General features: G+C 70.5%; 25 protein-coding genes. 13 read left to right on the plus strand and 12 right to left on the minus strand.

Going from position 1 to position 26,756, the window contains the following annotated elements:
• The first annotated feature begins 44 nt into the window (after positions 1-44).
• The gene (locus BMZ47_RS10170) at positions 45-488 is read left to right on the plus strand and encodes a CHRD domain-containing protein (RefSeq protein ID WP_091861507.1); all 444 of its coding nucleotides are present in this window, start codon (positions 45-47) and stop codon (positions 486-488) included.
• A 692-nt stretch (positions 489-1,180) separates the two neighbouring features.
• Here BMZ47_RS10170 and BMZ47_RS10175 read toward each other — a convergent pair.
• The 9 genes from BMZ47_RS10175 to BMZ47_RS10215 all read right to left on the minus strand — a co-directional run bounded on the left by BMZ47_RS10175 (position 1,181) and on the right by BMZ47_RS10215 (position 10,720).
• Positions 1,181-2,500: an LLM class flavin-dependent oxidoreductase gene (locus tag BMZ47_RS10175; RefSeq protein ID WP_007565667.1), complete on the minus strand. Its 1,320-nt coding sequence runs from the start codon at positions 2,498-2,500 to the stop codon at positions 1,181-1,183.
• 40 nt (positions 2,501-2,540) lie between these two features.
• Entirely contained in the window at positions 2,541-3,875 is a 1,335-nt protein-coding gene (locus tag BMZ47_RS10180; protein ID WP_091861510.1) for an MmgE/PrpD family protein, read from the minus strand.
• Positions 3,875-4,669 (minus strand): amino acid ABC transporter ATP-binding protein, encoded by a 795-nt coding sequence (locus BMZ47_RS10185; RefSeq protein WP_091861513.1) that lies wholly within the window; start codon positions 4,667-4,669, stop codon positions 3,875-3,877. Before BMZ47_RS10185 ends, BMZ47_RS10180 begins: the two co-directional genes overlap by 1 nt.
• Positions 4,670-4,686: 17 nt before the next feature.
• On the minus strand, positions 4,687-5,409 hold the full coding sequence (locus BMZ47_RS10190) for an amino acid ABC transporter permease (RefSeq protein ID WP_230365211.1): 723 nt from the start codon (positions 5,407-5,409) through the stop codon (positions 4,687-4,689).
• A gap of 56 nt (positions 5,410-5,465) precedes the next feature.
• Positions 5,466-6,209, minus strand: coding sequence for an amino acid ABC transporter permease (locus tag BMZ47_RS10195; RefSeq protein ID WP_091861519.1), 744 nt, complete (start codon positions 6,207-6,209; stop codon positions 5,466-5,468).
• 16 nt (positions 6,210-6,225) lie between these two features.
• Positions 6,226-7,074, minus strand: a complete 849-nt coding sequence (locus tag BMZ47_RS10200; RefSeq protein ID WP_091861522.1) for a transporter substrate-binding domain-containing protein — start codon at positions 7,072-7,074, stop codon at positions 6,226-6,228.
• 269 nt (positions 7,075-7,343) lie between these two features.
• Positions 7,344-8,672: an LLM class flavin-dependent oxidoreductase gene (locus BMZ47_RS10205; RefSeq protein ID WP_091861525.1), complete on the minus strand. Its 1,329-nt coding sequence runs from the start codon at positions 8,670-8,672 to the stop codon at positions 7,344-7,346.
• A 13-nt stretch (positions 8,673-8,685) separates the two neighbouring features.
• A complete protein-coding gene (locus BMZ47_RS10210; RefSeq protein WP_091861529.1) occupies positions 8,686-9,729 on the minus strand; it encodes an LLM class flavin-dependent oxidoreductase in 1,044 nt (347 codons plus the stop codon).
• 4 nt (positions 9,730-9,733) lie between these two features.
• Positions 9,734-10,720 (minus strand): ABC transporter substrate-binding protein, encoded by a 987-nt coding sequence (locus BMZ47_RS10215; protein ID WP_091861532.1) that lies wholly within the window; start codon positions 10,718-10,720, stop codon positions 9,734-9,736.
• Between the two features lie 439 nt (positions 10,721-11,159).
• Here BMZ47_RS10215 and BMZ47_RS10220 point away from each other — a divergent pair, with 439 nt between their 5' ends.
• From BMZ47_RS10220 to BMZ47_RS10255, 8 genes are all read left to right on the plus strand, one after another.
• The gene (locus tag BMZ47_RS10220; protein WP_091861535.1) at positions 11,160-12,293 is read left to right on the plus strand and encodes a methionine ABC transporter ATP-binding protein; all 1,134 of its coding nucleotides are present in this window, start codon (positions 11,160-11,162) and stop codon (positions 12,291-12,293) included.
• On the plus strand, positions 12,283-12,948 hold the full coding sequence (locus tag BMZ47_RS10225; RefSeq protein ID WP_007565655.1) for a methionine ABC transporter permease: 666 nt from the start codon (positions 12,283-12,285) through the stop codon (positions 12,946-12,948). Before BMZ47_RS10220 ends, BMZ47_RS10225 begins: the two co-directional genes overlap by 11 nt.
• A 42-nt stretch (positions 12,949-12,990) precedes the next feature.
• Positions 12,991-13,770, plus strand: coding sequence for a MetQ/NlpA family ABC transporter substrate-binding protein (locus tag BMZ47_RS10230; protein WP_091861538.1), 780 nt, complete (start codon positions 12,991-12,993; stop codon positions 13,768-13,770).
• Positions 13,771-14,113: 343 nt separating this feature from the next.
• The gene (locus tag BMZ47_RS10235) at positions 14,114-15,337 is read left to right on the plus strand and encodes an acyl-CoA dehydrogenase family protein (RefSeq protein ID WP_091861541.1); all 1,224 of its coding nucleotides are present in this window, start codon (positions 14,114-14,116) and stop codon (positions 15,335-15,337) included.
• 241 nt (positions 15,338-15,578) lie between these two features.
• Positions 15,579-16,679, plus strand: coding sequence for an ABC transporter substrate-binding protein (locus BMZ47_RS10240; protein WP_091861544.1), 1,101 nt, complete (start codon positions 15,579-15,581; stop codon positions 16,677-16,679).
• 8 nt (positions 16,680-16,687) lie between these two features.
• Positions 16,688-17,692 (plus strand): ABC transporter permease, encoded by a 1,005-nt coding sequence (locus BMZ47_RS10245; protein ID WP_091861547.1) that lies wholly within the window; start codon positions 16,688-16,690, stop codon positions 17,690-17,692.
• A complete protein-coding gene (locus BMZ47_RS10250) occupies positions 17,686-18,477 on the plus strand; it encodes an ABC transporter ATP-binding protein (protein ID WP_091861551.1) in 792 nt (263 codons plus the stop codon). The genes BMZ47_RS10245 and BMZ47_RS10250 overlap by 7 nt, the downstream gene beginning before the upstream one ends.
• A 94-nt stretch (positions 18,478-18,571) precedes the next feature.
• Positions 18,572-19,528, plus strand: coding sequence for an aliphatic sulfonate ABC transporter substrate-binding protein (locus BMZ47_RS10255; protein WP_007565646.1), 957 nt, complete (start codon positions 18,572-18,574; stop codon positions 19,526-19,528).
• A 4-nt stretch (positions 19,529-19,532) separates the two neighbouring features.
• Here the strand turns inward: BMZ47_RS10255 and BMZ47_RS10260 are convergent, their stop codons facing one another.
• The gene (locus tag BMZ47_RS10260; protein ID WP_244536785.1) at positions 19,533-20,912 is read right to left on the minus strand and encodes a class I SAM-dependent methyltransferase; all 1,380 of its coding nucleotides are present in this window, start codon (positions 20,910-20,912) and stop codon (positions 19,533-19,535) included.
• A 112-nt stretch (positions 20,913-21,024) separates the two neighbouring features.
• Here BMZ47_RS10260 and BMZ47_RS10265 point away from each other — a divergent pair, with 112 nt between their 5' ends.
• The 4 genes from BMZ47_RS10265 to BMZ47_RS10280 all read left to right on the plus strand — a co-directional run bounded on the left by BMZ47_RS10265 (position 21,025) and on the right by BMZ47_RS10280 (position 24,225).
• Positions 21,025-21,867, plus strand: a complete 843-nt coding sequence (locus BMZ47_RS10265) for a glycosyltransferase family 2 protein (RefSeq protein WP_091861558.1) — start codon at positions 21,025-21,027, stop codon at positions 21,865-21,867.
• 128 nt (positions 21,868-21,995) lie between these two features.
• Positions 21,996-22,874 carry a triphosphoribosyl-dephospho-CoA synthase MdcB gene (gene mdcB / locus BMZ47_RS10270; protein ID WP_091861561.1) on the plus strand — a complete coding sequence of 293 codons (879 nt, stop codon included), beginning with the start codon at positions 21,996-21,998 and terminating at the stop codon, positions 22,872-22,874.
• Between the two features lie 86 nt (positions 22,875-22,960).
• Positions 22,961-23,695: a DUF3750 domain-containing protein gene (locus BMZ47_RS10275; protein ID WP_091861565.1), complete on the plus strand. Its 735-nt coding sequence runs from the start codon at positions 22,961-22,963 to the stop codon at positions 23,693-23,695.
• Between the two features lie 296 nt (positions 23,696-23,991).
• A complete protein-coding gene (locus tag BMZ47_RS10280; RefSeq protein WP_007565640.1) occupies positions 23,992-24,225 on the plus strand; it encodes a hypothetical protein in 234 nt (77 codons plus the stop codon).
• Positions 24,226-24,271: 46 nt separating this feature from the next.
• Here BMZ47_RS10280 and BMZ47_RS10285 read toward each other — a convergent pair whose 3' ends face one another.
• Both BMZ47_RS10285 and BMZ47_RS10290 read right to left on the minus strand, forming a co-directional pair.
• Positions 24,272-25,351 (minus strand): DUF2778 domain-containing protein, encoded by a 1,080-nt coding sequence (locus tag BMZ47_RS10285; RefSeq protein WP_091861568.1) that lies wholly within the window; start codon positions 25,349-25,351, stop codon positions 24,272-24,274.
• A gap of 236 nt (positions 25,352-25,587) precedes the next feature.
• The gene (locus tag BMZ47_RS10290; RefSeq protein WP_208601040.1) at positions 25,588-26,370 is read right to left on the minus strand and encodes a lytic murein transglycosylase; all 783 of its coding nucleotides are present in this window, start codon (positions 26,368-26,370) and stop codon (positions 25,588-25,590) included.
• Positions 26,371-26,756 lie beyond the last annotated feature (386 nt).

Genomic DNA, 26,756 nt, shown 5'->3' on the forward strand with positions numbered 1-26,756 from the left:
GACACGTGGCCCCGCTCGGGGGCCGTGCTGCAGCGGAGCGTACGATGACACGCCTTGCCAGAACCGGATTCGTGGCCGTCCTCGCCCTCGCCCTACCGCTGGCGACGTCCGGCGCGCGGGCCGCGGGCGAGAGCATCACTTACAGGGCCGCGCTCAGCGGCGGCAGTGAAGTCCCGGCGACCGAGTCGAAGGGCACCGGGGCCGTGACGGCGACCTACGATCCGGCGACCAAGCGGCTGAGCTGGAACGGCACCTATAGCGGCCTGACCGGCCCCGTCACGGCCGCGCATTTCCACGGCCCCGCCCTGCCCGGCGCCAATGCCGGCGTCCTCGTGCCGGTAACCGCGACCAGCAGCCCGTTCTCCGGCGAAGCGATCCTGGACGAGGCCAAGGCCGCCGACCTCGAAGCCGGCAAGCTCTATTTCAACATCCACACCGCCGCGAATCCCAAGGGTGAGATCCGCGGCCAGGTGGAGCGGGCCCGGTAGGGTTCAGGGCTGGCCCCATCCGGAGAACATCCCGGACGCGACGGGGCGCTCTGCCCCTGCGGCGCCGCCGGCGCTGGAGAGGCCGTAGACCGGTCGGCGTCCCAGGGTGCGGCGCCAGCCCCCCTCCCCGTGCCGATGCGCGGATTCACGCATCGCGGTCGGCAGCACGCGCTTGAAGCGCCGTGCGTTTCCCCCGGCCTATGGGGGCTTCGGGCTACGCGGGTCGAAAGACCCACGATCCGAAACCTGATCCCCAAGCCCGATGAAGAGCGCCGTCATTCCGAGGCGCCGCAGACGAGCCCGGAATCCGGAAGCGCTGCCGGTGCAAGAGTTTGTAGAGTTTGTCATGTCGGCGGTTCTGGATCCCGGGCCCCGGGATGACGGCGCGGGTCGCATCGATCGAGTCACTGCTCGGACACGAAGACCGAGCCTTCCACGCCGGGGGAAATGAAAACATCCGCCTGTGCAATCCTCAGCCACCGGACGCAGGCGCGGGCTTTCCATTTTTCATGCGCCGAGGCGTGAACAGCGTAGGCCGCACGCAAGAGGCGGCAGGGCCAGAACCAGCGGACGCATGGGGCTCGAAGCTCTCGCTCGGGGTCGATCCTGCAGCGTGCCCTTGTCCACCCGCCCGCGAAACCGATGCCGCCTCTCCCGGGAGCGTTCTGAAGAGCAGCCGGGTCTGGTCCCCCCTACCCCGCGGAGGCCCGCTGCTCCGGCTCCGGCCGCGCCAGGCCGAGATGGTCCCGCAGGGTCGCGCCTTCGTAGTCCGTCCGGAACAGGCCGCGCTCCTGAAGCAGCGGCACCACCTCTCGCACGAAGTCGCTGAGGCCGTCGGGGAAGAAGGGGGGCATCACGTTGAAGCCGTCCGCCGCGCCGCCCTCGAACCAGGCCTGCATCCGGTCGGCGACGTCGGTGGCCGTGCCGACGATCATGTGGTGTCCGCGTCCGGCCGCGACCCGGAGGGCGAGCTGGCGGATGGTGAGGTTCTCCCGGCGGGCCAGCTCGGTGAGAAGCTCGGCGCGGCTGCGCAGCTGGTCCGAGAGGGGCAGGTCTGGGAGCGGGCCGTCGAGGTCGTAGGGTGCCAGCGAATGGCCGAGGCGCTCTTCCAGCAGCGGCATGGCGCTGGCGATGTCGGTCCAGTGGTCGAGCTCGATCAGCTTGGCGCTCGCCTCCTCCAGCGTCCGGCCGATGACCGGCAGGATCCCCGGCATGACCGCCACCGTGGACGGATCGCGGCCGAAGCCCGCGACGCGCTGCCGGAGGCTGGCGTAGAACTTTTGGGCCTCCTCGATGGTCTGCTGGGCGGTGAACACCACGTCCGCCCGGCGGGCGGCGAGATCCTGGCCCGGCCCGGATGAGCCGGCCTGGATCAGGATCGGATGCCCCTGCGGTGAGCGCGGGATGTTGAGTGGGCCCTTGGCGCGGAAGTAGCGGCCGACATGGTCGAGCACCCGTACCTTCGCGGGGTCGGCGTAGATGCCCCGCGCCTTGTCCTTCACGAAGGCGTCGTCGTCCCAGCTGTCCCAGAGGCCGCAGACCACGTCGACGAATTCCTCGGCGACCGCGTAGCGCTCGTCGTGTGCCGGATGCTCCTTGGAGAAGTTGTTGGCGGTGCGCGCGTAGGACGTGGTGACGACGTTCCAGGCCGCGCGTCCGCCGCTCAGATGGTCGAGCGACGCGAAGGCCCGGGCGGTGTGATAGGGCTCGCCGTAGGTGGTCGAGGAAGTCGCCGCGAGGCCGATGCGGCTCGTGACCATGGCCAGCGCGCTGAGCAGCGTCAGCGGCTCGAACCGGGCGATCATCGACGGGTGGGCATCCACCGCGCTGGTGAGGCCGTCGGCCAGGAACACCATGTCGAACTTGGCGTCCTCGGCCATCTGCGTCACCCGGCGCAGGAGGTCGAAGTTCTCGCTGCCGGCCTCGGCGCGCGGGTGGCGCCAGCCCGAGACGTGATGGCCGGCTCCCTGCAGGAACAGGCCGAGATGCATCTGTCGCGGGGTCGTCGTCATGGGCGGGCTCACGGCTGGGGTTCGGGGGCGGCCGGGGTGCTTACGGCTGCCGCGGTTGCGCGAGGCAGGCGAGGAGGCGGGCGAGATCCGTCGCGTCCTGCATGGCGCGCACGCGATCGGGCACGGTGCGCAACGCCTCGGATGCGGCGGTCGCGTCCCGGAACTTGTCGTCGGCATCGGCGAGCCCCGGCAGGCCGTCGATGCGCCGCTCATGCGTCCGGCCCTGCCCGTCCGTCAGCTCGACCACGACGAAGCGCGTGCTCGGATCCGAGGAGAGGCGGCGGGCGGTCTGGTCGTGCCGGCGCTCGACCCGCGCCGCCAGGGCGGCGAGGTCGGGCCTTACCGGGCGCTCATCGAAATGGTCGATCCGGACTGCACCGTCGACGAGGGCGGCGGCCAGGATGTATTCCGGGCTGAACCGGGCCTCGATACCGGTGCGCGGCGTGCGGACCACCAGGGCGGCGTCGCCCCCCGGCGGGAAGGTGATCGTCGCCCGCGCCAGGTCGCGGATGCCCTCGCGGTGGAGGGCGAGGCCGGCCACCGCGACGGGATGGGCCGCCGTGCAGCACGGGAACGCCTTCAGGGTCAGGCCGGGCCGGACGATCTGCCAGGGAGCGCCCCAACCTTCGAGCACCCGCTCGGGCGCCTCGTCGCCGAAGCCGTAGGCCTGCAGGAACCCGTTCGGACCGTCGAGGCAATCGTCGGCGCCGGACAGGCCGGCTTCGGCGAGGCGCGCCGCCGCCAGGCCGTTGCGGGCGGCGAGCCCGGCATGGAGCGGCTTCGCATCCGATCCGAATTGCAGCCGCAGCCCGGCGGCCTGCGTCGCGCCGAGCCCCAGGGCGATCGCGGTCGTCCCGGCGCTGAAGCCGCGCAGATGCGCGATCGCCGCCGCGGCCCCCAGGGGCCCGAGGGTGGCGGTGGCGTGGAAGCCCCGCTCGTAATGGGCCGGGCCGATCGCGCGCCCGAGATGCGCCATCGTCTCCAGCCCGACCAGGTAGGCGGCCAGGAACGCGTCCGCACTGGGCAGCGCGTCCGGGTCGAGGGCGGCGAGCAGCGCCGGGACGATCACCGTCGTCGGGTGGCCGCGCACGCTGGCATGCACGTCGTCATAATCGAGCACGTGGCCGGCATGGCCGTTGAGGAGGGCCGCCAGGAACGGGTCTGCCGGCTGCGCGGAGCCGATCACCAGGGCGCGGCCGGGGGCATCGCCGAACACGCCGCGTAACGTCGTGAGCGACGGGTCGGTGCTGCCGGCCAGCGCGCAGGCGAGGAAGTCCACCAGCGCGATCCGCGCCGCACCCATGGCGGCGGGATCGGCCTCCGGGCGCGAGGCGACGATCGCCTCGGCGAGGGCGGCGGTGCGCGGGTTCGGCATCAGATTCCCTCCCGATCCTGCACGGCGTCCCGGTAGCCCTGGAAGCCGCCGATGAACTGGCGGATGCGCGGATTGCCGGACCGGTAGAACAGCTCGGCCGGCGGGGCCTGGGCGACGATCCGGCCGTTCTCGGTGAAGGCGATCGTGTCGCTGATTTCCTCGGCGAAACGCATCTCGTGGGTGACGAGGATGCTGGTCAGCCCGTCGCGGACGAGCTCGCGGATGACGGCGAGCACCTCGCCGACCATCTCAGGGTCCAGGGCGGACGTGACCTCGTCGAACAGGACGAGCTCGGGCCGCATGGCCAGCGCCCGCGCGATGGCGACGCGCTGCTGCTGGCCGCCGGACAATTCGCCCGGATAGGCCGCCACCTTGTCGGCCAGGCGGACCCGGGCGAGCAGATCGCGGGCCAGGGCCTCGGCCTCGGCCCGCGGCACCTTGAGGATGCGGGTCGGCGCGATGGTGATGTTCTCGAGCACGGTGAGGTGCGGGAACAGGTTGTATTGCTGAAACACGATGCCGATGCGCTTGCGCAGGGCGATCCGCTCGGCCTCATTGCGCAGGGTGTCGACCCGGGTCCCGGCCACGGTGATCCGCCCCGCCTGCGGCTGGGCGAGGCCGTTGATGCAGCGCAGGATCGTGGACTTGCCCGATCCGGACGGGCCGATGATCGAGACCGCGTCCCCCTTCGCGACCGTCAGATCGATGCCCTTGAGGACTTCGGCCGCCCCGAAGGACAGGTGGACGTCCTGCAGTTCGACGAGGATCGGCCGGGCGGTGGAATCCTGTGCCATGGGGCGGGGTACAGCCTTCAGCGCGGGGCGAAGCGGCGTTCGAGACGCCGCGTCAGGCGCGAGATCGGGAAGCAGAAGAGGAAGAAGGCGGCGAGCACCGTCAGGTAGACCGCGATGGTGAAGTCGTCGCGGCGCACCGCCGTGCTCGCGTCGGTGGCGGCGTGCAGCAGCTCGTGGACGCCGACCAGGGAGGCCAGGGCCGTGCTCATGGTGATCGAGGCGTAGAGGTTCATCCAGGGGGGCAGCGCCCGGCGCAGGCACTGGGGCAGGATGATCCAGCGCAGGGTCTGGCCCCGGGACATCCCGACGCCCTTGGCGGCGTCCCACTGGGTGGTCGGGACCGACTGGATCGCCCCGCGGACGATCTCGGCCACGTAGGCGCTCGCCGGAATGGCGAGGCCGAACACCGCCTTCAACCAGTCCGGAAACGGCAGGTAGTTGCCGGCCACCACGATCTCGAACGGGAAGATGTACGTCGTGGCGAAGATCAGCACGAGGTGCGGCGCGTTGCGGAAGACCTGGACGTAGGCCACCGCCGGCGCCCGCACGAGCCGCGAGGCCGACAGCTCCATCGCCCCCAGCGTGACGCCCGCGAGCGTGCCCGCGCTCATGGCGAGCACGCTGATCAGGATGTTCATGGCAAAGCCCGAGGCGAGGTAGGGCAGCCAGTCGAGCAGGTCCCGGGCGAGGCGGGCGTCGAGCACCGTCCACAGCAGGAAGCCGGCGGCGACGAGCGCCAGCCAGGCCCAGGCCGGGCCGAGGGCGGCACGGCCGCGCGCGGGGAGCGCCGCGGTGCTCAAACGCCGTATCCCGGGACCGCGAGCCGGCGCTCCACGTAGCGGCCGATCTGCGACAGCACCGTGTTGATGAACCCGAAGAACAGCAGGATCACGATCATCAGCTCGAGGACGTTGTCGCGCTGCGTCCAGATCATGATCGAGGCGTAGGTCACCTCGCCCACGGCGATCGCCGACCCGATGGTGGTCAGCTTCACCAGGTTGACCAGGTTGTTCACGATGGCCGGCATGGCCGTGCGCAGGGCGAGCGGCAGCGTCACGTAGCGCAGGACCTCGAACGCAGAGAAGCCGATGGCGTGGGCGGTCTCGACCATGGCCGCGGGCACGGCCTCGATCCCGCCGCGCAGGGCCTCCGCGTGGAAGGCGGCGATGTGGAGCCCGGTCACCGCCACCACCCAGAAGAACGGCGTGAACGGGTTGTTCGCCGCGCCGCCGAGCGCCTTCGACAGCAGCATGTTGAGCGCGAAGAACGCGAACATGAGCTGGACGAGGGTCGGGGTGTTGCGGGTGAGCTCGACATAGGCCCGCACCGGTCCGGCGAGCCAGGGGCGGCCCGAAGTGAGAGCCGCCGCGAAGGCCACGCCCGCGGCGAGGCTCAGCGGGATCGCCAGGAGCACGAGCAGGAGCGTCGTGCCCATACCGGCGATCCAGGGCCGGACCTCGGACGGGCTCAGGAGGAAGTCGTAGTGCAGGCCGACCTCGCCCGCGAGGGCGACGAAGGTCCGGACGGCTTGGTCGATCATGCCGGCAGCGACGCGATCACGGCTTGGCGGGCGCGGCGTATTTGCGCCGTGCCTCCTCCAGGAAAGTCGGATCGACCAGGCGGTTCGCCTTGGCCATCTCCAGCATGGCTCCCGACGCGTGCAGCTCACGCACCGCCGCGTCGAGGGCCGCACCGGTGTCGCGCTCGCCCTTGCGCAGCCAGATCACCGAATCGGCCGGCTCCAGCTCGGTCGGGATGACGATGGCGTAGTCCTTCCACGCGTCCGGGCGGTCGGCGAGCAGCAGCTTGATCGTCGGGGCGACGTGGACGGCGACGACGCAATTGCCGCCCTGGAGCGCCAACATGGATTCCGGCTGGCTCGGAATGCCCTTCACCTCGGCGCCGTAGGTGTCGGCCAGGGGCTGCGCGTAGTTCGAGCCCTGCGAGATGCAGACCGGCTTGCCCTTCAGGTCCGTCCAATCCTTGATCCCGCTGTCCTTGCGGCCGAGCGCGGCCCCGCCGGCCCGGTCGTACGGGGTCTGCACGTGATCCATGATCTTCGCGCGATCCTCGGTGAACTGCATGTTGGCGATCAGGACATCGACCTTGCCCTGCTGCAGGAACTGCACCCGGTTGGGCGGCGTGACGGTGACAAGCTCGACCTTGACGCCGAGCTTCTCGGCCAGCGCCTTCGCCAGATCGATGTTGAAGCCCTTCTCGGCGCGGCTCTGCGGATCGATGTAGCCGAAGGGCGCGCCCGACAGGATGATGCCCACCGTCAGCTTCTGCCGGCCCTTGATCCGGTCGAGGGTCGCATCCGCACGGGCTTCCGAGCCAAACGCGCCGGCCAGCAGCGTGAGCGCCAGGGCACAGAGCGGGAGCTTCGTGGACGTGGTGCGCGCCATGACGATTCCGGTTTCCTGACGTTCTGCCGGCCCATCGGGCCCGGGGCGATCCGATCGCGCGCCGGCCGGCTGCAGCGGCCGCGCGCTCCACACGCGCCGCGTGAGCCGACGGGACAGCGCGGGCTTACAGCGCGGCCCGATACCAATGGCGGCGAGCGAAAATGCCTTAAAGCCGTTCCCGCCCGGGTTGCAATCCGACTCGACGCTCAGTCCGCGACGATCCGCGCGCGCTTTCCGTCGGACCGGCATCCGCGCCGGTCATGCGCGCCCTAGCGGCGGCCGGCGGGCGGGGTCCAGGCGACCCGTTCGAGACCGAGATGCTCGCGCAGCGTCGTGCCCTCGTAATCCCGCCGGAACAGGCCGCGCCGTTGCAGGATCGGCACGACCGCGTCCACGAAGGTCTCGAGGCCGTCCGGCAGCACGTCCGGCATCAGGTTGAACCCGTCGGCGGCGCCGGCGCGGAACCAGGCCTCGATGTCGTCGGCGACCTGCTCGGGTGTGCCGACGATGATGCGGTGGCCGACGCCGCCGCCCAGCGCGCGCAGGAGCTGACGCACCGTCAGGTTGTCCCGCCTCGCGAGCGCGACGGTGCCCTGAAACATCGTGTGGTTGGCGTCGGGGGGCAGCGGCAGCGGGTCGGGCAGCGGCTTGTCGAGGTCGAGCCGGTCGGGATCGATCCGCAGCGTCCCGGCCAGGCGCGCGAGGCTGTACGCGATCGGCACGAGTTCCCAGAGTTCGTCCTGGCGCCGGCGCGCCTCGGCCTCCGTGCCGCCGATCACCGTGGCGAGGCCCGGCAGCACGACGATCGCGGCGGGATCCCGGCCATAGCGCGCGGCCCGGGCGCGCAAATCCGCGGCATAGGCCGCGCCGTCCGGGATGGTCTGGGCCAGGGAGAACACCGCATCCGCGGTGGCGGCGGCGAGGTCGCGGCCGTCCTCCGAGCCGCCGGCCTGAACCGTCACGGGCCGCCCTTGCGGCGAGCGCGGCACGGTGAGCGGGCCGGCGACGCTGTAATGGGTGCCGCGATGGTCGATGGCATGGACCTTGGCGCTGTCGGCGAAGCGCCCGCTCGCCTTGTCGCCCACGAGCGCGTCGTCCTCCCAGCTGTCCCAAAGGGCGTGGACGACCTGGGTGAATTCCCGGGCCCGGGCGTAGCGCGCCCCGTGCTCGGAGGCCCCGGCAAAGCCGAAATTGCGGCCGGCTGCGGCGTCCGCCGTAGTGACCACGTTCCAGCCGACCCGGCCGCGGCTGACGAGGTCGAGCGTCGCGAAGCGCCGGGCGAGGTTGTAGGGCTCGTTGTAGCTGGTCGACGCGGTCGCGATCAGCCCGATATGGGTGGTCGCGGCGGCCACGCTCGCCAGCACGATGGTCGGTTCGAGGGCCATGAACGGCCGGTAATCGATCCGGTCGTTGATCGCCGGCGTGTCGGCCAGGAAGATCGCGTCGAGCTTGCCGCGCTCCGCGACGCGGGCGACGCGCACGTAGTGGTCGATATCGACGAACGCGTCCGGCCGGCTGTCCGGCAGCCGCCAGGCCGAGGGATAGACGCCGGCATGCAGCAGATTGACGTTGAGGTGGAGTTCGCGGCGCGCGCTCATCGGAAGCCCTGATTCAGCGAACGCGCGGCAGGATCTGCTCGGCGAACCGGCGCATCTCGGCCTCGAACGGCTGGAATTGCAGCATGAACAGGTCGATACCGGCCGCGTGGAAGGCGCGGATGCGGGCCGCGACCGTCTCATAGCTGCCGACCAAGCCGGCCGCGGTGCCGCCGTTGGTGCCGACATGGCGGCTCGCCGCCGCGTCGGTCTTGGCGAACATGACGCTCGCCGTGTCGGTCCGGGCGCGGGTGTCGGCGCGCAGAGCCGCGTCGCGCTGTGCCAGGGCGAGGAGGCGGTCGTGCTCGGCCTCGGCCGCCGCATCGGTCTCGCGGGCGATGACGAAGGCCGAGAGGCCGTAGCGCAGCGGCCCGTTGGCCGCGGGACGGCTTGCGACGTCGGCGATCAGGCCGCGGACATCCGCGAGCGGCTGGCCGTTGATGAACCAGATATCGGCGTGATCGGCCGCCAGGGCCCGGGCCGGCTCGGATTCGCCGCCGAGATAGATCCGGGGCCGCGGCCGGCAGGTGCCGGCCGGACGGAGCTGATAGTCCTGGACCCGGAAATGCGCGCCCGCGAAGGTCACAAGCTCGCCGCGCATCAGCCGGTCCACGAGGGCGATCCACTCGCGCCCGTAGGCGTAGCGGTCGTCATGGGCCGGGAACGGCAGGCCAGCCCGCTCGAACTCGGCCCGGTTCCAGGCATTCACGAGGTTCAGCGCGAAGCGGCCGCCGCTGACATGCTCGATCTGGAGCGCCATCTTGGCGAGCACCACCGGGTGGTACAGGCCCGGCTTGATCGCCGCGATGATCTCGATCCGCCGGGTCAGGGCCGCCAGAGCCGCCGCGGCGGTCCAGGCTTCGAGCTGGTCGCGGTTCTCGTCATAGGGGTTCATCGTGTGCTGGGCGACCAGCACCGAATCGAAACCGAGGGCTTCGGCCTCCAGCACCAGGGCGCGGTTGCGCTCCCAGCTCGCGTCGTCCGGTTCGTCGGGATCGTGATGGGCGGCCCGGGAGCCGTGGACGGCGGCCCAGATGCCGAAACGGGGTGCGTCGGCCATCGTCTCAGCCCTTGACCGCCGGCGGCGTCCAGACCGGGACGTCGGTGGCGTCGATCCGGCGCGGAATCAGCTTGGCGTCGAGGAAGGTGTCGGCGATCGCCTGCTGCTCGCCGAGCTGCCCCCGCTCCACCGGCTCCACCAGGTAGGTGCGCCGGGCATTGGCCGCCGCCACGACGGCGGGGGGCAGGTCGCCCCAGACGGGGGCGAGCAGCGCCACCGCTGCCTCCGAGTTGGCCTTCGCCCACTGCCCCGCCTCGACCAGCGCCCGGTACACCGTGGCGACCACCTCCGGATGGGCGGCGACGAAGCTGTCGTTCACGAGGTAGTAGCGGTGGTAGCTTGTCAGGCCGGACCCGTCCGCGATCGTGCGGACCGGCCGCTTGGCCTCGGCGAAGGCCAGGAACGGGTCCCAGATCGACCAGGCATCGAGGCTGCCCTGCTCGAAGGCGGCCGCCCCCTCGGGCGCCTGGAGATAGGCCGGCCGGATGTCGTCGAAGCCGAGGCCGGCCCGTTTCAGGGCCGCGGCCAGGACGTAGTGGCTGCCGGACCCGCGCGAGACGCCCACCGTCCGCCCCTTGAGGTCGGCGACCGTGCGGATCGGCGAATCCGCCGGCACGATGATCGCCTCGGCGGCCGGCGCGCCGCGCTCGCGGGCGTAGAAGGTCAGGGGCGCCCGCGCCGACTGGGTGAAGATCGGCACCGCGTCGGCGACGTCGGCATGGATGTCGACCGCGCCGGCATTCATCGGTTCGACGACGTTGGTGAAGAGGTGCCAGGTCGGCGTGAAGCCGAGCGGCGCCAGGCGCTCGGCCAGGGTGCCCTTCACCTTGAGGATCGTGAACAGCACCGAGGAGCGCTGCATGCTGATCTTCACCTCGCGTGCTGCCGCACGCGCCGGAGGCGACGCGAAGGGCAGCGCCGCCGCGCCCAGGCCGGCCAAGAGGAGCGTCCGGCGGGACGGGGACCGTCCTGCGGGCGTATCGTCAATCATCGTGGACTCCGGTCGGTGAGCGCCCGGCGTCGTGCACGCCGGAACCGGAATCCTGGGTTCGGCGGCTGCGGGAGCGCGTGACCATTATTGAAGCCCGCGGGCGTCGGGCGATCAATGAAACAAGGTTTCGAATTCGCGGCGCTTCGAAGAACAGACCTTCTCCTCATGCGACAGGATGAAGGATGGAGACTTCCGCACGCGGTGAGTCCCCCGGAATTGGGTTTTGCGCACTCGCCCTGGGCCAAGGCCAATCGGCGATCCTGGCCGGAAAAATATTCTACCTGAATTGCGAAACACAAAAAAACGTTCTCTGGAGCCGGGAAACTATGTGCCCGCCTTTCCTTGACCGCTCTCGGCGTCGGCCGTCATACAGATCGCTTGCGGATCACCCGATAGCATTGCGGACCCACCGGTCCCGCTCGAGGAGCACCCACAGGCTGTGTCCACCCTGCCGCCGTCCAGCGAACCCGCCAGCACGCCGTTGATCCGGTTCGAGAACGTCTCGAAGACCTATCCGGCGCGGAAGGGCGCGGCGCTCGTCTCGGCGCTCTCGGGGATCGACCTTGCGGTCCCGGCCGGCACGGTCCTCGGGGTGATCGGGCGCTCCGGCGCGGGCAAGTCGACGCTGATCCGGTTGATCAACGGCCTCGAGCGGCCGAGCGCCGGCCGGGTCGTGGTCGGCGATGCCGAGGTGTCGAGCCTGTCCGAGCGGGACCTGCGGAAAGTGCGGGCCCGGGTCGGCATGATCTTCCAGCACTTCAACCTGCTGTCCTCGCGGAACGTCGCCGACAACGTCGCCCTGCCGCTGGAGCTTGCGGGCTGGAAACGCGCGGCGATCCGGGCGCGCGTCGCGGAACTGCTCGCCCTCGTCGGGCTTGAGGCGCAGGCCGGCCGCTACCCGGCGGAGCTGTCCGGCGGTCAGAAGCAGCGCGTCGGCATCGCGCGGGCGCTTGCCACCGAGCCGGACGTGCTGCTCTCCGACGAGGCCACCTCCGCCCTCGATCCGGAGACGACGCGCTCGATCCTGGCCCTGGTGAAGCGGATCAACCGCGACCTCGGCCTGACCATCGTGCTCATCACCCACGAGATGTCGGTGATCCGGGCGGTCGCCGACGACGTGGCGGTGATCGACCGCGGCGCGATCGTGGAGCGCGGCACGGTCTACGAGGTGTTCACCCGGCCCCAGGCCGAGGTGACCCGCAGCCTGCTCGCGGGCGAGGTCGGGCTCGACCTGCCGGCCGGCCTCGCCGAGCGGATCTCCGCCGATCCGCGGCCCGGCGGCGCGCCGGTGCTGCGCCTGTCGCTGCGGGGGGCGCAGGCCGACACCGCGATCATCGCCCGGCTCGCCCGCGAGACCGGGATCGAGGCCGTGATCCTGGCTGGCGCGGTGGACGAGATCGGCGGCCAGCGCTTCGGCTCCCTGGCCGTCGGCCTGTCGCCGGGACCGGACGTCACCGCCCGGGCCCAGGCCTATCTCGCCGCCCTCGGCATCCCGGCCGACTTCCTCGGCTATCTGCCGCCGGCCCAAGACGCCGCTCAAGACGCCGCCCAGGGGGCCGCCCGTGTCGCCTGAGCTGATCAACCTGCTGGTCCAGGCCACCGCCGATACGCTGACCATGGTGGCGCTCGCCTCCGTCATCGGCACGCTGCTCGGCCTGCCGCTCGGCGTGTTCCTGGCGACGAGCCAGCGCGGCGAGCTGCTGGCCGCGCCCGCCCTCAACGCCGCCCTCGGCGTGATCGTTAACGCGACGCGCTCGACGCCCTTCATCATCCTGGTGGTGGCGATCATCCCGTTCACCCGGCTGGTGGCCGGCACCTCGATCGGGACCTACGCCGCCAGCGTGCCGCTGACGGTGGCGGCCACGCCCTACATCGCGCGGCTGGTCGAGGCGGCGATCCGCGAGGTCGATCACGGTCTGGTCGAGGCCGCCCGGGCCTTCGGTGCGAGCCCGGCCCAGATCATCCGCAAGGTGCTGATCCCGGAGGCGCTGCCGGGCATCGTCCTAGGGCTCACCCTCGCGGTGGTGTCGCTCGTGGGCTACTCGGCCATGGCCGGCGCGGTCGGCGGCGGCGGTCTCGGCGATCTCGGCATCCGCTACGGCTACCAGCGCTTCCGGCCCGACATGATGCTCGCGGTCGTGGTCGTCCTGATCGTGCTCGTGCAGGTGTTCCAGAGTGCCGGCGAGCGCCTCGCGCGCCGCCTCAACCGGCGCCACCGCCAGAGCTGAGCCGCAGACCCGTTCGCCCCTGAAATCGCGAGACCGCCTGCCATGTTGCGTCGCCTGGTGCTTGCCGCCCTCCTCGTGCTGCCCGGTATCGGGCACGCGGAGCCCCTGAAGCGCGTCCGCATCGGCGCGACGCCGGGGCCGCACGGGCAGATCCTGGAGGCGGCGAAACCCGTCGCGGCGCGCAATGGGCTCGACCTGCAGATCATCGAGTTCTCGGATTACGTGGTGCCGAACGAGGCGCTGTCGGCCGGGGAGATCGAGGCGAACTCGTTCCAGAACCAGCCCTTCCTCGACAACCAGAAGGCCGATCGCGGCTACAGGATCGTCGGCGTCGCCCCGACGGTGAACTTCCCGCTCGGGATCTACTCGAAACGGCACAAGAGCTTCGACGCGGTGCCGAATGGCGGCACGATCGCGATTCAGAACGACCCGACCAATGGCGGCCGCTCGCTCCTGCTCCTGCAGGACAAGGGCGTGATCAAGCTGAAGGCCGGCACCGGGTTCAAGCCGACGGTCGCCGACATCGTCGAGAACCCGCGCAAGCTCCGGTTCATCGAGGTCGACGCGGCGCAGACGCCCCGGTCGCTGGACGATGTCGACGCCGCGGCGGTGAACACCAATTTCGCCACGCCCGCCGGCCTGAAACCCTCGGACGCGATCCTCAAGGAGGAGCCGAAGGGCCCCTACGTGAACCTCCTGGCGGTCCGGGAAGCCGACCGCGACCAGCCCTGGGTGAAGGCGCTGGTGGAGAGCTATCGCAGCCCCGAGGTCAAGGCGTTCATCGAGAAGACGTTCGGCAGCACCGTGCTGCCGAGCTGGTAGCGGGCGCGATCACCCCGGTCGGCACATCGCCGACCGCGTATCGCGAGACGATTCGTCCGGCGGTCCCGGCGGGCCGCTTCGGGAGCGCGTCTCTCTCGAAGATGCCGCCCTGCGCCCACCGCGTCGCTTTTCGACGAGAACGTTGTTTCTTGAAAGAGCAGACGTTGAGAAACACCTGTTCGCACAGTAGTGCGCGAAGAGATCGCGGTTCCAAATCGATCGACACGGGTCGTTTTCCTCGCATTGCCGCTTGAGATCACAGCTCGACTTGGCGAATCCATAGGTCTCGCGCCGAACGCCTTCCGGCATCGGCCGCGACGATCAGGATGGGAAGCTTCGGGCGATGACGCAGCGGGATGCGGGTTGGGGCGCTGGCCCGAGTGAGCGTTACGAGGAACTGGCCGCGCGCTTCCGGCCCACCTTCGCCGAGATCCGGGCCACGGCGGTCGAGCGCGACCGCACGCACCGCCTGCCGCATGCGGAGATTGGCTGGCTGAAGGAGGCCGGCTTCACCACGTTGCGCCTGCCGGTGGAGGCGGGCGGTCACGGGGCCAGCCTGCCCGAGCTGTTCAACCTGCTGATCGAGCTGTCGCAGGCCGATTCCAACGTCACCAACGCGCTGCGGGCCCATTTCGGCTTCACCGAGGACGTGCTCGGCTCGACCGACCCGGACTGGCGCGCCCGCTGGATCGTCAGGATCGCCGCCGGCGCGACGGTGGGCAGCGGCGTCTCCGAGACCGGCCCCGCCAAGGTCGGCCAGTTCGACACGGTGGTGCGCCGCCGCGGCGCCGAGCGGGTCGTGTCGGGCAAGAAGTTCTACACCACCGGCTCGCTGTTTGCGGATTACATCCACCTCTCCGCCGATGACGAGGACGGCAACGCCCTGACGGCGGCGGTCCCGACCCGGGCGCCGGGCGTCGAGATCGTGGACGATTGGGACGGGTTCGGCCAGGCGCTCACCGCGAGCGGCACGATCCGGTTCGAGGACGTCGTCCTGTCGCCCGACCTGATCAAGCCCGATCCGGCGCGCTTCCCCTACGCGATGGCGTTCTTCCAGCTGGTCCATCTCGCGACGCTCGCCGGGATCGGGCGCGCCGCGGCCGAGGATGTCGGGCGCCTGGTCGCCGAGCGGAACCGTGTCTACAGCCACGGCAATGCCGGACGCACCGCAGAGGATCCGCAGATCCTGGCCGTGGTCGGCCGGGTGCGCGGCAACGCCTACGCGGCCGGTGCGGTGGCGCTGAAGGCGGCCGAGGCGCTGCAACGTTCCTATGAGCTGCACCGCGACGCGCCGGGTCCCGAGGCGGAGCGCGCCACGGCCCTGGCGGATGTCGAGGTCAACCAGGCGGTCACCGTCGTGACCAATCTCGTCCTCGAAGCGACCACCATCCTGTTCGACGCGCTGGGTGCCTCGGCGGTCAAGCAGGGGCTCGGCCTTGATCGCTACTGGCGCAACGCCCGCACGATCGCGTCGCACAATCCCCGGATCTACCGGGACCGGATCGTCGGCGCCTTCGCGGTGAACGGCACCGAGCCGCCGCGCCAGTACCGCGTCGGCTCGGCCTGATTGCGGAACGCAGATCGTCCCGGGCGACGAGCCAAGCAAGCGAAGAACTTTTCCGAGTGCCAGAAAAGATCAGAAGACGCTTTCGTTGACTCTGCGCCGGTGCGACCGAATACTCGTTCTGTGGATCCCTCGACGGATCATTTACCGAATATGAGGATGCATGATGGGCTCGGCCACATGGCCGGGCCACGTCCTGCGCCGGACCACAACGCCGCGCGGTCGCGCGGCCCGGAGACGTGCGATGATTGACGACCCGTCACATCCGGGACAGCAAGATTCGGCCCGGATGCCCTCGCGCCGCCTGCTGCTGCGCGCCGGCGCCGCCGCGATGGCCGCGCCCTTCGGCCTCGGCCTAGGTGCGAGCCAGGCCTGGGCGCCCGGGCCGGGCGCGCCGTTCGATCCCGGTCCCCTCTGCCGGCCCGTGGCGGCCGAGGCTCCTGCGGCCCCGCTGCGGCCGGTGAAGCTCGCCTGGAACGCCACCGCGATCTGCACCGCCGCCGCCCCGGTCGCCAAGGAGCAGGGCATCTTCGCCCGGCACGGTCTCGATGTGGAATTCGTCAATTTCGGCGGCTCCACGGAGGCGCTGCTGGAGGCCATCGCCACCGGCAAGGCCGATGCGGGGATCGGTATGGCCCTGCGCTGGCTCAAGCCCCTGGAGCAGGGCTTCGACGTGAAGATCACCGCGGGCGTGCATGGCGGCTGCCTGCGTCTCCTGGCCGACAAGGCCAGCGGCATCACCGACATCGCGTCCCTGAAGGGCAAGACCGTCGCGATCAGCGATCAGGCGAGCCCGGCCAAGAACTTCTTCAGCCTGCTGCTCGCCAAGGCCGGGATCGACCCGGACAACGGCGTGGAATGGCGCCAATACCCGGCTGAGCTCCTGAACCTCGCCGTTGAGAAGGGCGAGGCCCAGGCCCTGGCCGATGGCGACCCGCGCACCTGGATCTGGCTGAAGGATCCGCGCTTCACCGAGATCTCGACCAACCTTGCGGGGGAATACGCCGACCGAACCTGCTGCGTCGTGGCGGTCCGCGGCACCCTGCTGCGGAACGATCGGGCGGTCGCCGCCGCGCTGACCCGGGCGATCCTGGAGGGCGGGCACGCCGTCCACGAGAACCCCGAGGCGGCCGCGAAGGCGTTCGCCGGATATGGCGGCAAGGGTTCGATCGGCGATCTCGCCGCGATGCTGCGCAACCAGCAGCACGGCGACAGCCCGGTCGGCGGCCGGCTCAAGCAGCAGCTCGCCCTTTACGGGGACGAGCTGAAGCTCGTGAACGTTCTCAAGCGCTCGACCGACACGGCCAAGTTCGCCGAGCGGATCTACGCCGACGTGCTGAGCTGAGGCGCCTCATGTCCGGAAGCATCACCGCCGGCACGGCCCCGCGCAGCAGCACCGTCGTCACGCGCCTGCCTATTCCGTCCTGGGGTATCCTCACGGCCGGCTTCGCCTGGCTGGTCCTGGCCGGCGCGACCCTCGAACTGCCGGAGGCGGGCGACTTCCCGCGGACGGGTTTCTTCGCGCAGGGCGCCGGACTTGTCGGCCTGGTGCTGCTGCCGCTGGGGCTGGCCGCCGGGCGGCTCGGGACCGCCGGTTCGCGACTCCGGCATTGGAGCCCGTGGCTGGTGGCTCTGGCCGTCGCCCTGCTGGCCTGGGAGCTGGTCACGGCGAAGTTCGATCTCTTGCCGATGCCGTTCTTCCCGCCACCCCAGGCGATCCTGGAGGTATTCCTCGACGATTGGCTGAAGCTCGGCGGCAGCACGCTGAACTCGCTGATCCTGCTGGCCGGCGGCTACGCTTTCGGGGCGGGGCTGGGTTTCGTGCTCGGGGTCGCGATCGGGACCTTCAGAGCGGTCGGCTACTGGGCCCATCCGCTGCTGCGCTTCGTCGGGCCGCTTCCGGCGACCGCGTGGCTCCCGCTGGCCTTCTTCGTCTTCCCGTCCTCGTGGTCGGCGAGCACTTTCCTGGTCGCCCTCGCCACCGGCTTTCCCGTGACGGTGCTGACCTGGTCCGGGGTGGCGGGCGTCAACAAGGCCTATTTCGACGTGGCGCGGACGCTCGGCGCCTCGCGCGCCTTCCTGATCCTGCGTGTGGCGATCCCGGCGGCGCTGCCGCACGTCTTCGTCGGGCTCTTCATGGGGCTCGGCGGCTCCTTCGCGGTGCTGGTCGTGGCCGAGATGCTCGGCGTGAAGTCGGGGCTGGGCTGGTACCTGCAATGGGCCCAGGGCTGGGCGGCCTACGCCAACATGTACGCGGCGCTGATCGTGATGGCCCTGATGTGCTCGTCGCTGATCACCCTGCTGTTCCGCCTGCGCGACCGGCTCCTCGCCTGGCAGAAAGGGCTGGTGCAATGGTAGCCGCGACGCAGGAACAAGCGATCGACCAGGCCCTCGGAGCCAGCCTGCAGGTGGAGGCGGTCAGCCACGCCTTCGACATCCGCGGTGCGCCCCTGCCGGTGCTCGACCGGGTCAGCCTCACCGTCGCGCCGGGCGGTTTCGTGGCGCTCCTCGGACCCTCGGGTTGCGGCAAGTCCACCCTGCTGCGGCTTGTGGCCGGCCTGGAGCCGCCGGATCAGGGGGCGATCACGGTCGATGGGCAGCTGGTCGAGGGGCCGGACCCGTCCCGGCTCCTCGTGTTCCAGGATCCGACCCTGTACCCGTGGCGAACCGTGCGCGGGAATGTGGCCCTCGGGCTCGAGGCCCAGGGCGTCGGCCGCGCCGCCCGCGCGGCGCGCATCGACCGGGCGCTGGGGCTCGTCGGGTTGTCCGGCTTCGCGGACGCCTATCCGCACCAGCTCTCCGGTGGCATGGCGCAGCGGGCGGCCCTGGCCCGGGCGCTGGTCAACGAGCCGCGCCTGCTGCTCCTCGACGAGCCCCTGGGCAAGCTCGATGCTTTGACCCGGCTGGCGATGCAGGCCGAGATCCTGCGGCTCTGGCAGGAGAAGCGCTTCACGGCGGTGCTGGTCACCCACGATGTCGAGGAGGCGCTGATCCTGGCCGAACGCGTGATCGTGCTGGGCGACCGCCCGGCCGCGATCCGGGCCGAGCTGCCGGTCGAGGCGCCCTACCCGCGCCACCGGGACGATCCCGACCTCGTCCGGCTGCGCCGGACGATCCTGGAGATCCTCGGCCAGGCGACCTGATCGGAATCGGCCGGCTGCGTCACACCGGCCGCTTGCCCCGGAGGCGCGCACCGGGTGGTAGGGTGCAGCAAGCGCCCTCGCCCCGGATGATACGATGCCCGAAACCCGCCGAAGCCTGCTCGCCGGCCTTGCCGCCGCCGCCCTCGTCACGCCCCTGCGCGCCGCCCGGGCGGCTACGACGCTGCGCATCGGCTACCAGCGGTCCTCGACGCTGATCGCGCTGCTGCGCCAGAACGGCAACTTGGAGAAGGCGTTGGCGCCGCTCGGGACCGGTCTGTCCTGGCACGAATTCACCAGCGGGCTTCCGATCATGGAGGCCCTCAATGCCGGGCAGATCGACGTCTCGGCCGACGTGGCCGATACCGTCCCGATCTTCGCGCAGGCGGCGGGCGCCCGGATCACCTACATCGCCCAGGAGGCGCCCTCCCCGGACGCGCAGGCGATCCTGGTGCCCGAAGCCTCGCCTGCCAAGGCGGTCGCGGACCTGCGCGGGAAGCGGGTCGCCGTCACCAAGGGGGCCGGCAGCCATTACCTGCTGCTCGCCGCCCTTGCCGAGGCCGGCATGACCTTCAAGGACATCACCCCGGCCTACCTGACGCCCGCCGACGGCCGGGCCGCGCTCACCAGCGGCGGCGTCGAGGCCTGGGTCGCCTGGGATCCGTTCCTCTCCGCGGCCCGGCAGCAATCCGGCGCGCGGGTCCTGCGCGACGGCGCCGGGCTGTCGCTGTACAAGCGCTACTATCTCGCGGCCGATCCCTACGTGGCCGCCAACGGCCCGGTGCTCGCCGCCCTGTTCGGTCAGCTGGCCGAGACCGGCGCCTGGGTGAAGGCCCAGCCGGACGAGGCGGCGGCGCGCCTGGCGCCCCTCTGGAAGATCGAGCCCGAGGTGATCCTGCGGGCGAACGCGCGCCGCAGCTACCGGGTGGAGCCGGTCACCCGGGCGGGATTGTCCGAGCAGCAGACGATCGCCGACACCTTCCGGGCCGAAGGCCTCCTGCCCCGCCCCGTGGACGCCTCCGCCCTCGCGATCTGGGAGCCGCCGGCGCGGTGAACCCTCAGGCGCGCGGCACGCCGAGGACCTTCCGGCTCTCCTCGGCCAGCACGGCGTGGCGCACCGCCTCCGGCCCGACGGTGGGCGTCTCCCGGGCGGCCTTCGCGATCATCGCCTTGAACCGCTCCTTGTCCCAGGACCGGGCGCGCAGGCTGTTCACGACCGCCTCGAGCACGACCCGCACGGCGAGCGACCGCTGGCGCTCGCGCAGCAATTCGGCGGCCAGCAGCGGGTCGCGGAACTGCGCCGCGCCGAGCGGAACGATAAGGACGGCGTTCTCGGCCAGGGCCGGGTCGTCCTCGGCGGCTGCCGTCACGTCGTCGGGCCCCTTCCGCCGGTTGAGGATCTTCGTCGTCTCGTTCAGCAGAATGTGGTGCTGGATCGGCGCCAGCGCATTCGCCGGGACGCCCTGGCCCGCCAGCGCGATCAGCTGCCGGAAGCGGCGGCGGTTCAGGCCGAACCGGCCGAGGCTGGCCTGAACCGCCGAGAGGACCCTTTGCAGGGCCTGCGTGCGGTACTCGGCCCTCAGCAGCCGGTCGCGGAGGAGGGCTGCCGATTCGCTGAGCGGACCGTCCGGCAGCTGGCGCGCCTGGTCGGCGAGTTCGACGATCACGCGCTGCATCAGCGCGGTGCGTTCACGCCTGGACTCGTCGGCGGAGAGCCGCGCAGCACCCTTGCGCAGCCACACGAAGAATTCCGTCGCGTGCCGCTCCTGGAGCTCCTCGACCCTGAGATCCAGATAGCCGAGCAGCGACAATTCCAGGATCATCAGGCTGAAGCTCGACGGCACGAACACCCAGGCATGCGCGTCGGTATAATCCGGGCGCTCGGCGGCGGCATGCCATTGCGGCGCGTCGGTCAACGGATTGACCGGTTCGGCCGGCTGGACGTCGGTCGCGGCCCAGGCCCCGGCCCCGCCGGGTTTCAACGCCATGTTCAGGGCGTAGTCGATATGCGTGCGCAGCGTGTGCCGGTCGCGCCGCTCGAGGAAGGCCGTGATCGCGTCGGCGGTGCCGGAGAGCGGGCGGTAGAAGTCGAAGCACTTGCGCTTGTCCGGCACGGCCAGGATCACGACGCCATCCGGCTTGAGCAGCGTCTCCGCGGCGCGCAGGAAGGTCACGATGTCGGTCGTGTGCTCGATGACGTGGCTGGCGATGAAGGCGTCGAACGTCCCGTGCTGCTCGGGCGGGACCGCATCGGCGAGGGAACCGCCCGTCCAGACGATGTCGACCGCCTCGATCCGGTCTATCGTCTGGTCGTGGTACTTCTGGAGCAGCTCCTCGCGCGAGGCGTGATCGACCACGATCGTGTTCCAACCGTCGCGCTTCGGGGCAAGGGGATTGAAGCTGGGGCCGATCTCGATGATCCGTGCGTCCTTGCTCAAGGATCGCAGAAGTTGCGGCGCTCGCTCCATGTCCAGCTTATCTCCTGATTAGCGTCCTGCCGCGTACGATGGCGGCGGGTTAGCAAAATGCCGTCGCGAAGGAAAACGACCGTTGGAGAAGAGGCCGCTCGCCGTGGTCACCATGGCGTACAACGAAGCGACGATGTTGCCGCTCTGGCTCCGGCACTATGAGCGGCAGGTCGGGGCCGAGAACTGCTACGTTCTCGATCACGGCTCTAACGACGGTTCCACCGTCGGGATCAACGCGAACCTGATCCGGCTGCCGAGAACACCGCTCGACGAATGGGAGCGCGTGAACACGATCCGGGATTTCTGTGCTTCGCTGTTCATCGGGTTCAAAGCCGTGCTGTTCACCGATGCCGATGAACTGGCCGTGGTCGATCCGGATGTCGCGCCGACGCTGTCCCAATACGTCGCGGAGCGCGACGTGCCGCCGGTCCTCGACCTGTTCGGTTCCGATGTCCGCCACGTCGAGGGCGAGGCGCCGATCGACCTGCAGCGCCCCGTCTCGCTTCAGAGGGGCTTTGTCCGACCCATCTCATCTCTCTGCAAGGCGACGCTCATCTCCAAGCGGACGGATTGGCATATCGGCTTCCACTGCGTGGTCCACGATCATCGGCCGACATTCGACGATCTGTTCCTGTTCCACCTGGCCCATTGCGACAACGACATCCTGTTCGAGCGCCAGAAGAAGCGCAACGCCGCCGCGCCGGTCGGAATCCCAGACTCGCATCACGTCATCCCGCCGGCGGCGTTCCTGGACCATATTCAAACGGACATCGCCGGACTTGCGCGCAGACCCGTTCAGCTGCGCCGCGGCGAGGAGCTGTTCGAGACGACCAAGCGGGTGTTCGCCGACGCGATCGAGCGCAAGAGTTGGGCGCAGGTGCCGGATCTCTGGCAGCTGCCAGATCGCTTCGTCGGATCGTTCTGACGCATCGGCCTCGCTGCAGCGCCGCTCATTTGACGGCCGGGTTGGAGCTGCGTAGCAGCAAGCCCAGCCGGAGCCTTGGCCCGCCGCTGCTCCCGGGGATTGCGCAGCCCCGCGCATCCCGATCCACGATGCTGCGCCGGAGAGGCCGCATTTCTGACCTCGGCCTCCAGGATACCCTCCCCGCGTCGGATCTCTGGGCCGAGCGCGTCGCCGACCTCGCCCAGGCGGCGCTGATCGACGAACTGGAAACCTGGCCCAAGCCGGGTCTCGTCAGCCCGGTCGATTCGGGCAGCCACCACGACATGGATGCGGGCACGCTGCGCCGCAGCGCGGCGGCGATCCGGCCCTATTTCGCCGCGCTCGTGGCCGCCGGCAGGCGCGAGGCCGGGATGGACGAGCTCCGGGCGATCGGCCTCAGGGCCGAGGCCGCGATGCTGGCGGCGACCGGTGGCGTCAACGCGCATCGCGGCGCCATCTTCTCGCTCGGACTCATCTGCGCCGGCGCGGGCGTGGCCGGACCGGTCCCCGCTTCGGCAGAAGTGCGGGCCGAGGCTGTGGCGCGTCTGTGGGGCCGGGCCATCGCAGGCGCGCCAGCCTCGGCGGACAGCCATGGCGGACGGGCCGCGCGCCGCTACGGCGTCGGCGGTGCCAGCGCGGAGGCGGCCGAAGGATTTCCGACCATCCGCGCCGTGGGCCTGCCGGCGCTGCGCCTCGGGAGAGTCCAGGCGCCGGACGATCCCGAGGCCGCCCGGGTGCAGTGCTTCTTCGCGCTCCTGGCCGTCCTCGACGACACCAACCTGCTCCACCGCGGCGGTGCGGACGGGCTGACCCGGGCGCGGGACGCCGCCACGGCCTTTCTCGAAGCGGGGGGGATCGCCGCCCCCGATTGGCGCGACCGCGCCGTCGCGATCCATCGCGGCTTCGTGGCGGCGCGCCTGAGCCCGGGGGGCTGCGCCGACCTTCTCGCCACGACACTGTTCCTCGACGCGCTGTCGCGCGAAGTCTGAGCCGAGCTGCACCGTTCGGCCGCATGTGAACCGCGGTTTGCCGTCCCTAAATCCGGCCCGTCCCCCGTCACGCCCCGGCCCGCTTCGTGTCCCTGATCAGGTTCGCGCTCCTCGCGCTCGTCCTCCTCTTCCTCGTGCCGGTCGCGGTCTCGGCGACGCTGTACTGGCTGCGTGCCGACGGCGACTGGCGCTCGGCCGACCGGTCCAGCGCCGGTCTCCTCCCGCCGGCCGAATCCCATCCCGATGCCGTCGTGCGGATCTTCTCCGCCCGCACCGTGAGTTGGCGGGGCATCGTCGCGACCCATAGCTGGATCGTGATCAAGGGCAGCGGCGAGCGCCGCTATCGCCGCTTCGACTACACGGCCTGGGGCCAACCGATCTGGATCGACCGCTTCGTTCCCGACGGGCGCTGGTTCGGGAACGCCCCGGAGATCGTCTTCGCGGCCGACGGGCCCGACGCCGAGGCGATGGTCCCGCGCATCCGCAAGGCGGTGGCCGAGTACCGCTACGCGAGTCCGGGCGATTACGTGGTCTGGCCGGGCCCGAACTCGAACACCTTCGTCGCGGCCGTCATGGCCGCGGTGCCGGAGATGCGGGCGAGCCTGCCGGCCACCGCGATCGGCAAGGACTTTCCCTATGACGGCCGTTGGATCGGCTGGACGCCGTCGGGCACGGGAATCCGGATCAATCTCGGCGGCTATCTCGGCCTGACGCTTGCTTGGGTCGAGGGGCTTGAGCTCAACCTGCTGGGTGGCGTGGCCGGGATCGACCTGCGCCGGCCGGGGATCAAGCTGCCGGCGATCGGCCGCCTCGGGATCTGACCCCGGGCCGACGGGGACAGGCAAACCGATCCGTCGGATCGAAGCGCTCTCCGGCTCGGGGGCTCCTTATCCGACGTTGCGGTGGATCGGCCGGAAGGCGACCCGTAGTCATATCGAACCATGATGGTGCAAAATAACCGGGTTGGACGATCGCGTTGCCCGGTTGTTATTATGGATATCGCCCGCGTTATGGACCTCTATAGTGGGCCGCGGCACAAAGGTGCGTTGAACGCGCGACGTAAAGCCTGGATACGGTATGCCAGCCTCGCCCGGACGGGGCATCGGGAGACGGTTTCATGAGGCAGGGGTCCGACAAGCCGGCGGCCGTGTCCCGGGATCGGCTGAGCAATATCTCGGACGCCCTGGGGCTGCCCGTCTCGGCCTTCTACGGTACTGGGGACGAGACGGAGAGCTATCTGCTCAAGCTCGTCGCGGCGTATCTCGATGCGGCCAGGCCCGACGCCCGGGCCCGCTTCGTCGGCGCGGTCGAAGCCCTGCTGCAGGCGGAACGCTCGGGTGCCGATCGCTGATTCGTCTGATCGGAGGCGGACGTGTGGAGCTTCGGTCGGGCGAAGCTCAGTTGCCGTTCCGGGCCATCTGGGTGCGCGCCGAGCCCATGGCGAGGCTGGGAAGCGGATCCTGGGTCCCCGCAACGACGACGAGGCGCTGGACCTCGCCCCGCAGATACGCCTGCAGGAATCGGTCGTAGTCGCGGAACGAGACGCAGCCATTCGAATCGCCGCGCGGGCCGAGCATGTAGGTATGGGCCAGCAGGCCGTCGCGGCCATAGACCGCCTCGTTGCCGCCGACCGGGGTGAGCCGGATCGCCCGCACCCCGTGGAACAGCTGCTCCCGCTCCTTCAGATCGTAGGTGCCCGGAGGCGTCGGGCCGCGCATCCGCACATTGACCATCCGCGGCTCGTCAAACCCTTCGCCGAGGCCGGAATGGGCTTCGAGGCGCTCGCCGCTCGGCAAGATCACGACCCGCGCCGCGATGTTGTAGACGGCGGTGCCGGCCGTGGGGCGCGCATCGGTCGGGGCGAGCGGCGGCGAGATGCGCCGCTGCGGCACGAGATCCGCGGGCCTGCTCTCGAGGGCGGCATAGGCGAGCCCGGGGGCGCGCTCGACGCCGAACAACTTCTCCAGAAACGAGCGGTCGTCCTCCCGGGGCTGCACCGGCACCGGCACGGGCTCGCGGCGGGCGATCCGCCGCTCGGCCCTGCGGGCGAGATCGGGGCCGCGGGTGGATCGGAATTCGGGCGGCCGCGGAACGGGAAGCGGAACGATCATGGCCGCAAGCGGGGTCTCGGACGGTTGCACCTCCGGGGCGGGCGCGGCCTCCGGGATCGGCAGGGGCGGTTCGATCTGCGTCCACGCCCAGCGTGAGAGGGGCCCGCCGATGGCATCGCGCCAGGCTTCGGGCGCCGGGGCTTCCGCGTCGGCTGCGCGGGTCTCGGACTCGACGGGTGATTCGCGCTGCGCGACCGGCGGGGCGGCTTCGGCCGGGAGGTCCGTGGACGGACGTCCCGCAGGCGGGAGACCGGTTCCAAGGGCGGCGAGGGCCACCGCGGCGGTCAGGGCTGCCAGGGGCGCCGCATAGGGATGGCGCGCAGTACGGGGGGTGGGGCCGTCCAGCGGCACGGAGTCGATAGCCATGCGGGCGCCAATGCTCTCGTCGCGGAGCGGGCGCCTGCCGGATCATCGGCGCTGCGGCCTCCGAAGGCCGTCAACGCGAATCGATGGGCCGGCCGGCCCCGCCGGGATGAATCAGCGGGGCCGGGCCGGCTTTTCTGCGGCGGCGACGTGGTCGATTGCGGTTCGATCGGGACCATTTTCGGGCGGATAGAGATTTCAGGCCTGAATGCTTGGTCTCATCCGCAATCGATCAATGTTCAGTCGTTATCGATCTGCTTTCCGAGCTGCGCAATGGCCCGCTGGTAGACCGACGCGGCGTTCCAGCCCTGGATCGCCGCGAAGTTCGGCTCGCCGGGCTGATAGCCCGCGCCGGCGCGCCAGCCATGCGCCTTCAGGAAGTTCGCGGTCGACGAAAGGGCGGCGCCGACATTGTTCAGATCGCCGGTGCCGTAGGTCAGGACGTTCTTGGGTAGGAACTGGGTATGGCCGACCTCACCGTGCGCCGCGCCGCGGGTGCTCGGCGACAGCAGACCGCGGTCGACCAGGGTCAGCGCCGCGTAGAGCTGGTCCGTGAAGTACTCGGAGCGGCGGCAATCGTAGGCGAGGGTCGCCACCGCCGAGAGGGTGTTGACGTTGCCGCGGACCGCGCCGAAGCCTGTCTCCATGCCCCAGATCGCCAGGAGCGGCCCCGGGGGGACGCCGTAGCGCTGCTCGATCGAATCGAACAGGGCCGCGTTGGTGCGCTTGAGCTGACGGCCCTTCGACACGATGGTCGGACCGCCGCGCTTGGCGAGGAACTGCTCCAGGGACAGCTTGAAGCTGCGCTGGCCGCGATCGGCCGAGATCGTGGCCGTGGAGTAGCTGGTGCCCTCGAGGGCCGCCAGGCTCGCCGCGCTGGCCTTGCCGCGCGCTTCCTGGGCGAATTCCCGCTTCCAGGCCTCGAATCCCGCCGCCGTGTTGCCGCACTGCGCGGCTTCCGCCGCACCGGCCATTCCGGCGAGCCCGGCGATCGCCGCCACAGCCAGGGTCATACGCCGCATTTGTTCGATCACGCGAAACACTCCTTCGGCGCGAAACGGCGCCATGGTCTTCAACCGATACCGGGGAACATCTCGTCGACAACAGGGCGAGAAGATGTCGGACAAACCGTCCGCCAGCACTGTGGTATTCGAACCATAGCGCAAGCCCGGCCGACCGCTGAGATGTCCGGCCCGGCGTTTCGCATCATCGTGAACGAGACCTGCCGCCGGTCCGGGCCGGTGAAGCCCGCATCGGCGCGACCGTATCGGGGGCGTCGCATCCGGGTGCCGAACGAGATTCCAAAGACGATCGGGGTCTCGATCCGTGTTGTTGCATGGCCAATGCTTTGCCAGCGAAGCGGATTTCCGTAAAAGACCCTTTTGTGATGTCACAACATCGTCAAACG

Source organism: Methylobacterium brachiatum (assembly GCF_900113845.1).
Lineage (GTDB): Bacteria > Pseudomonadota > Alphaproteobacteria > Rhizobiales > Beijerinckiaceae > Methylobacterium > Methylobacterium brachiatum.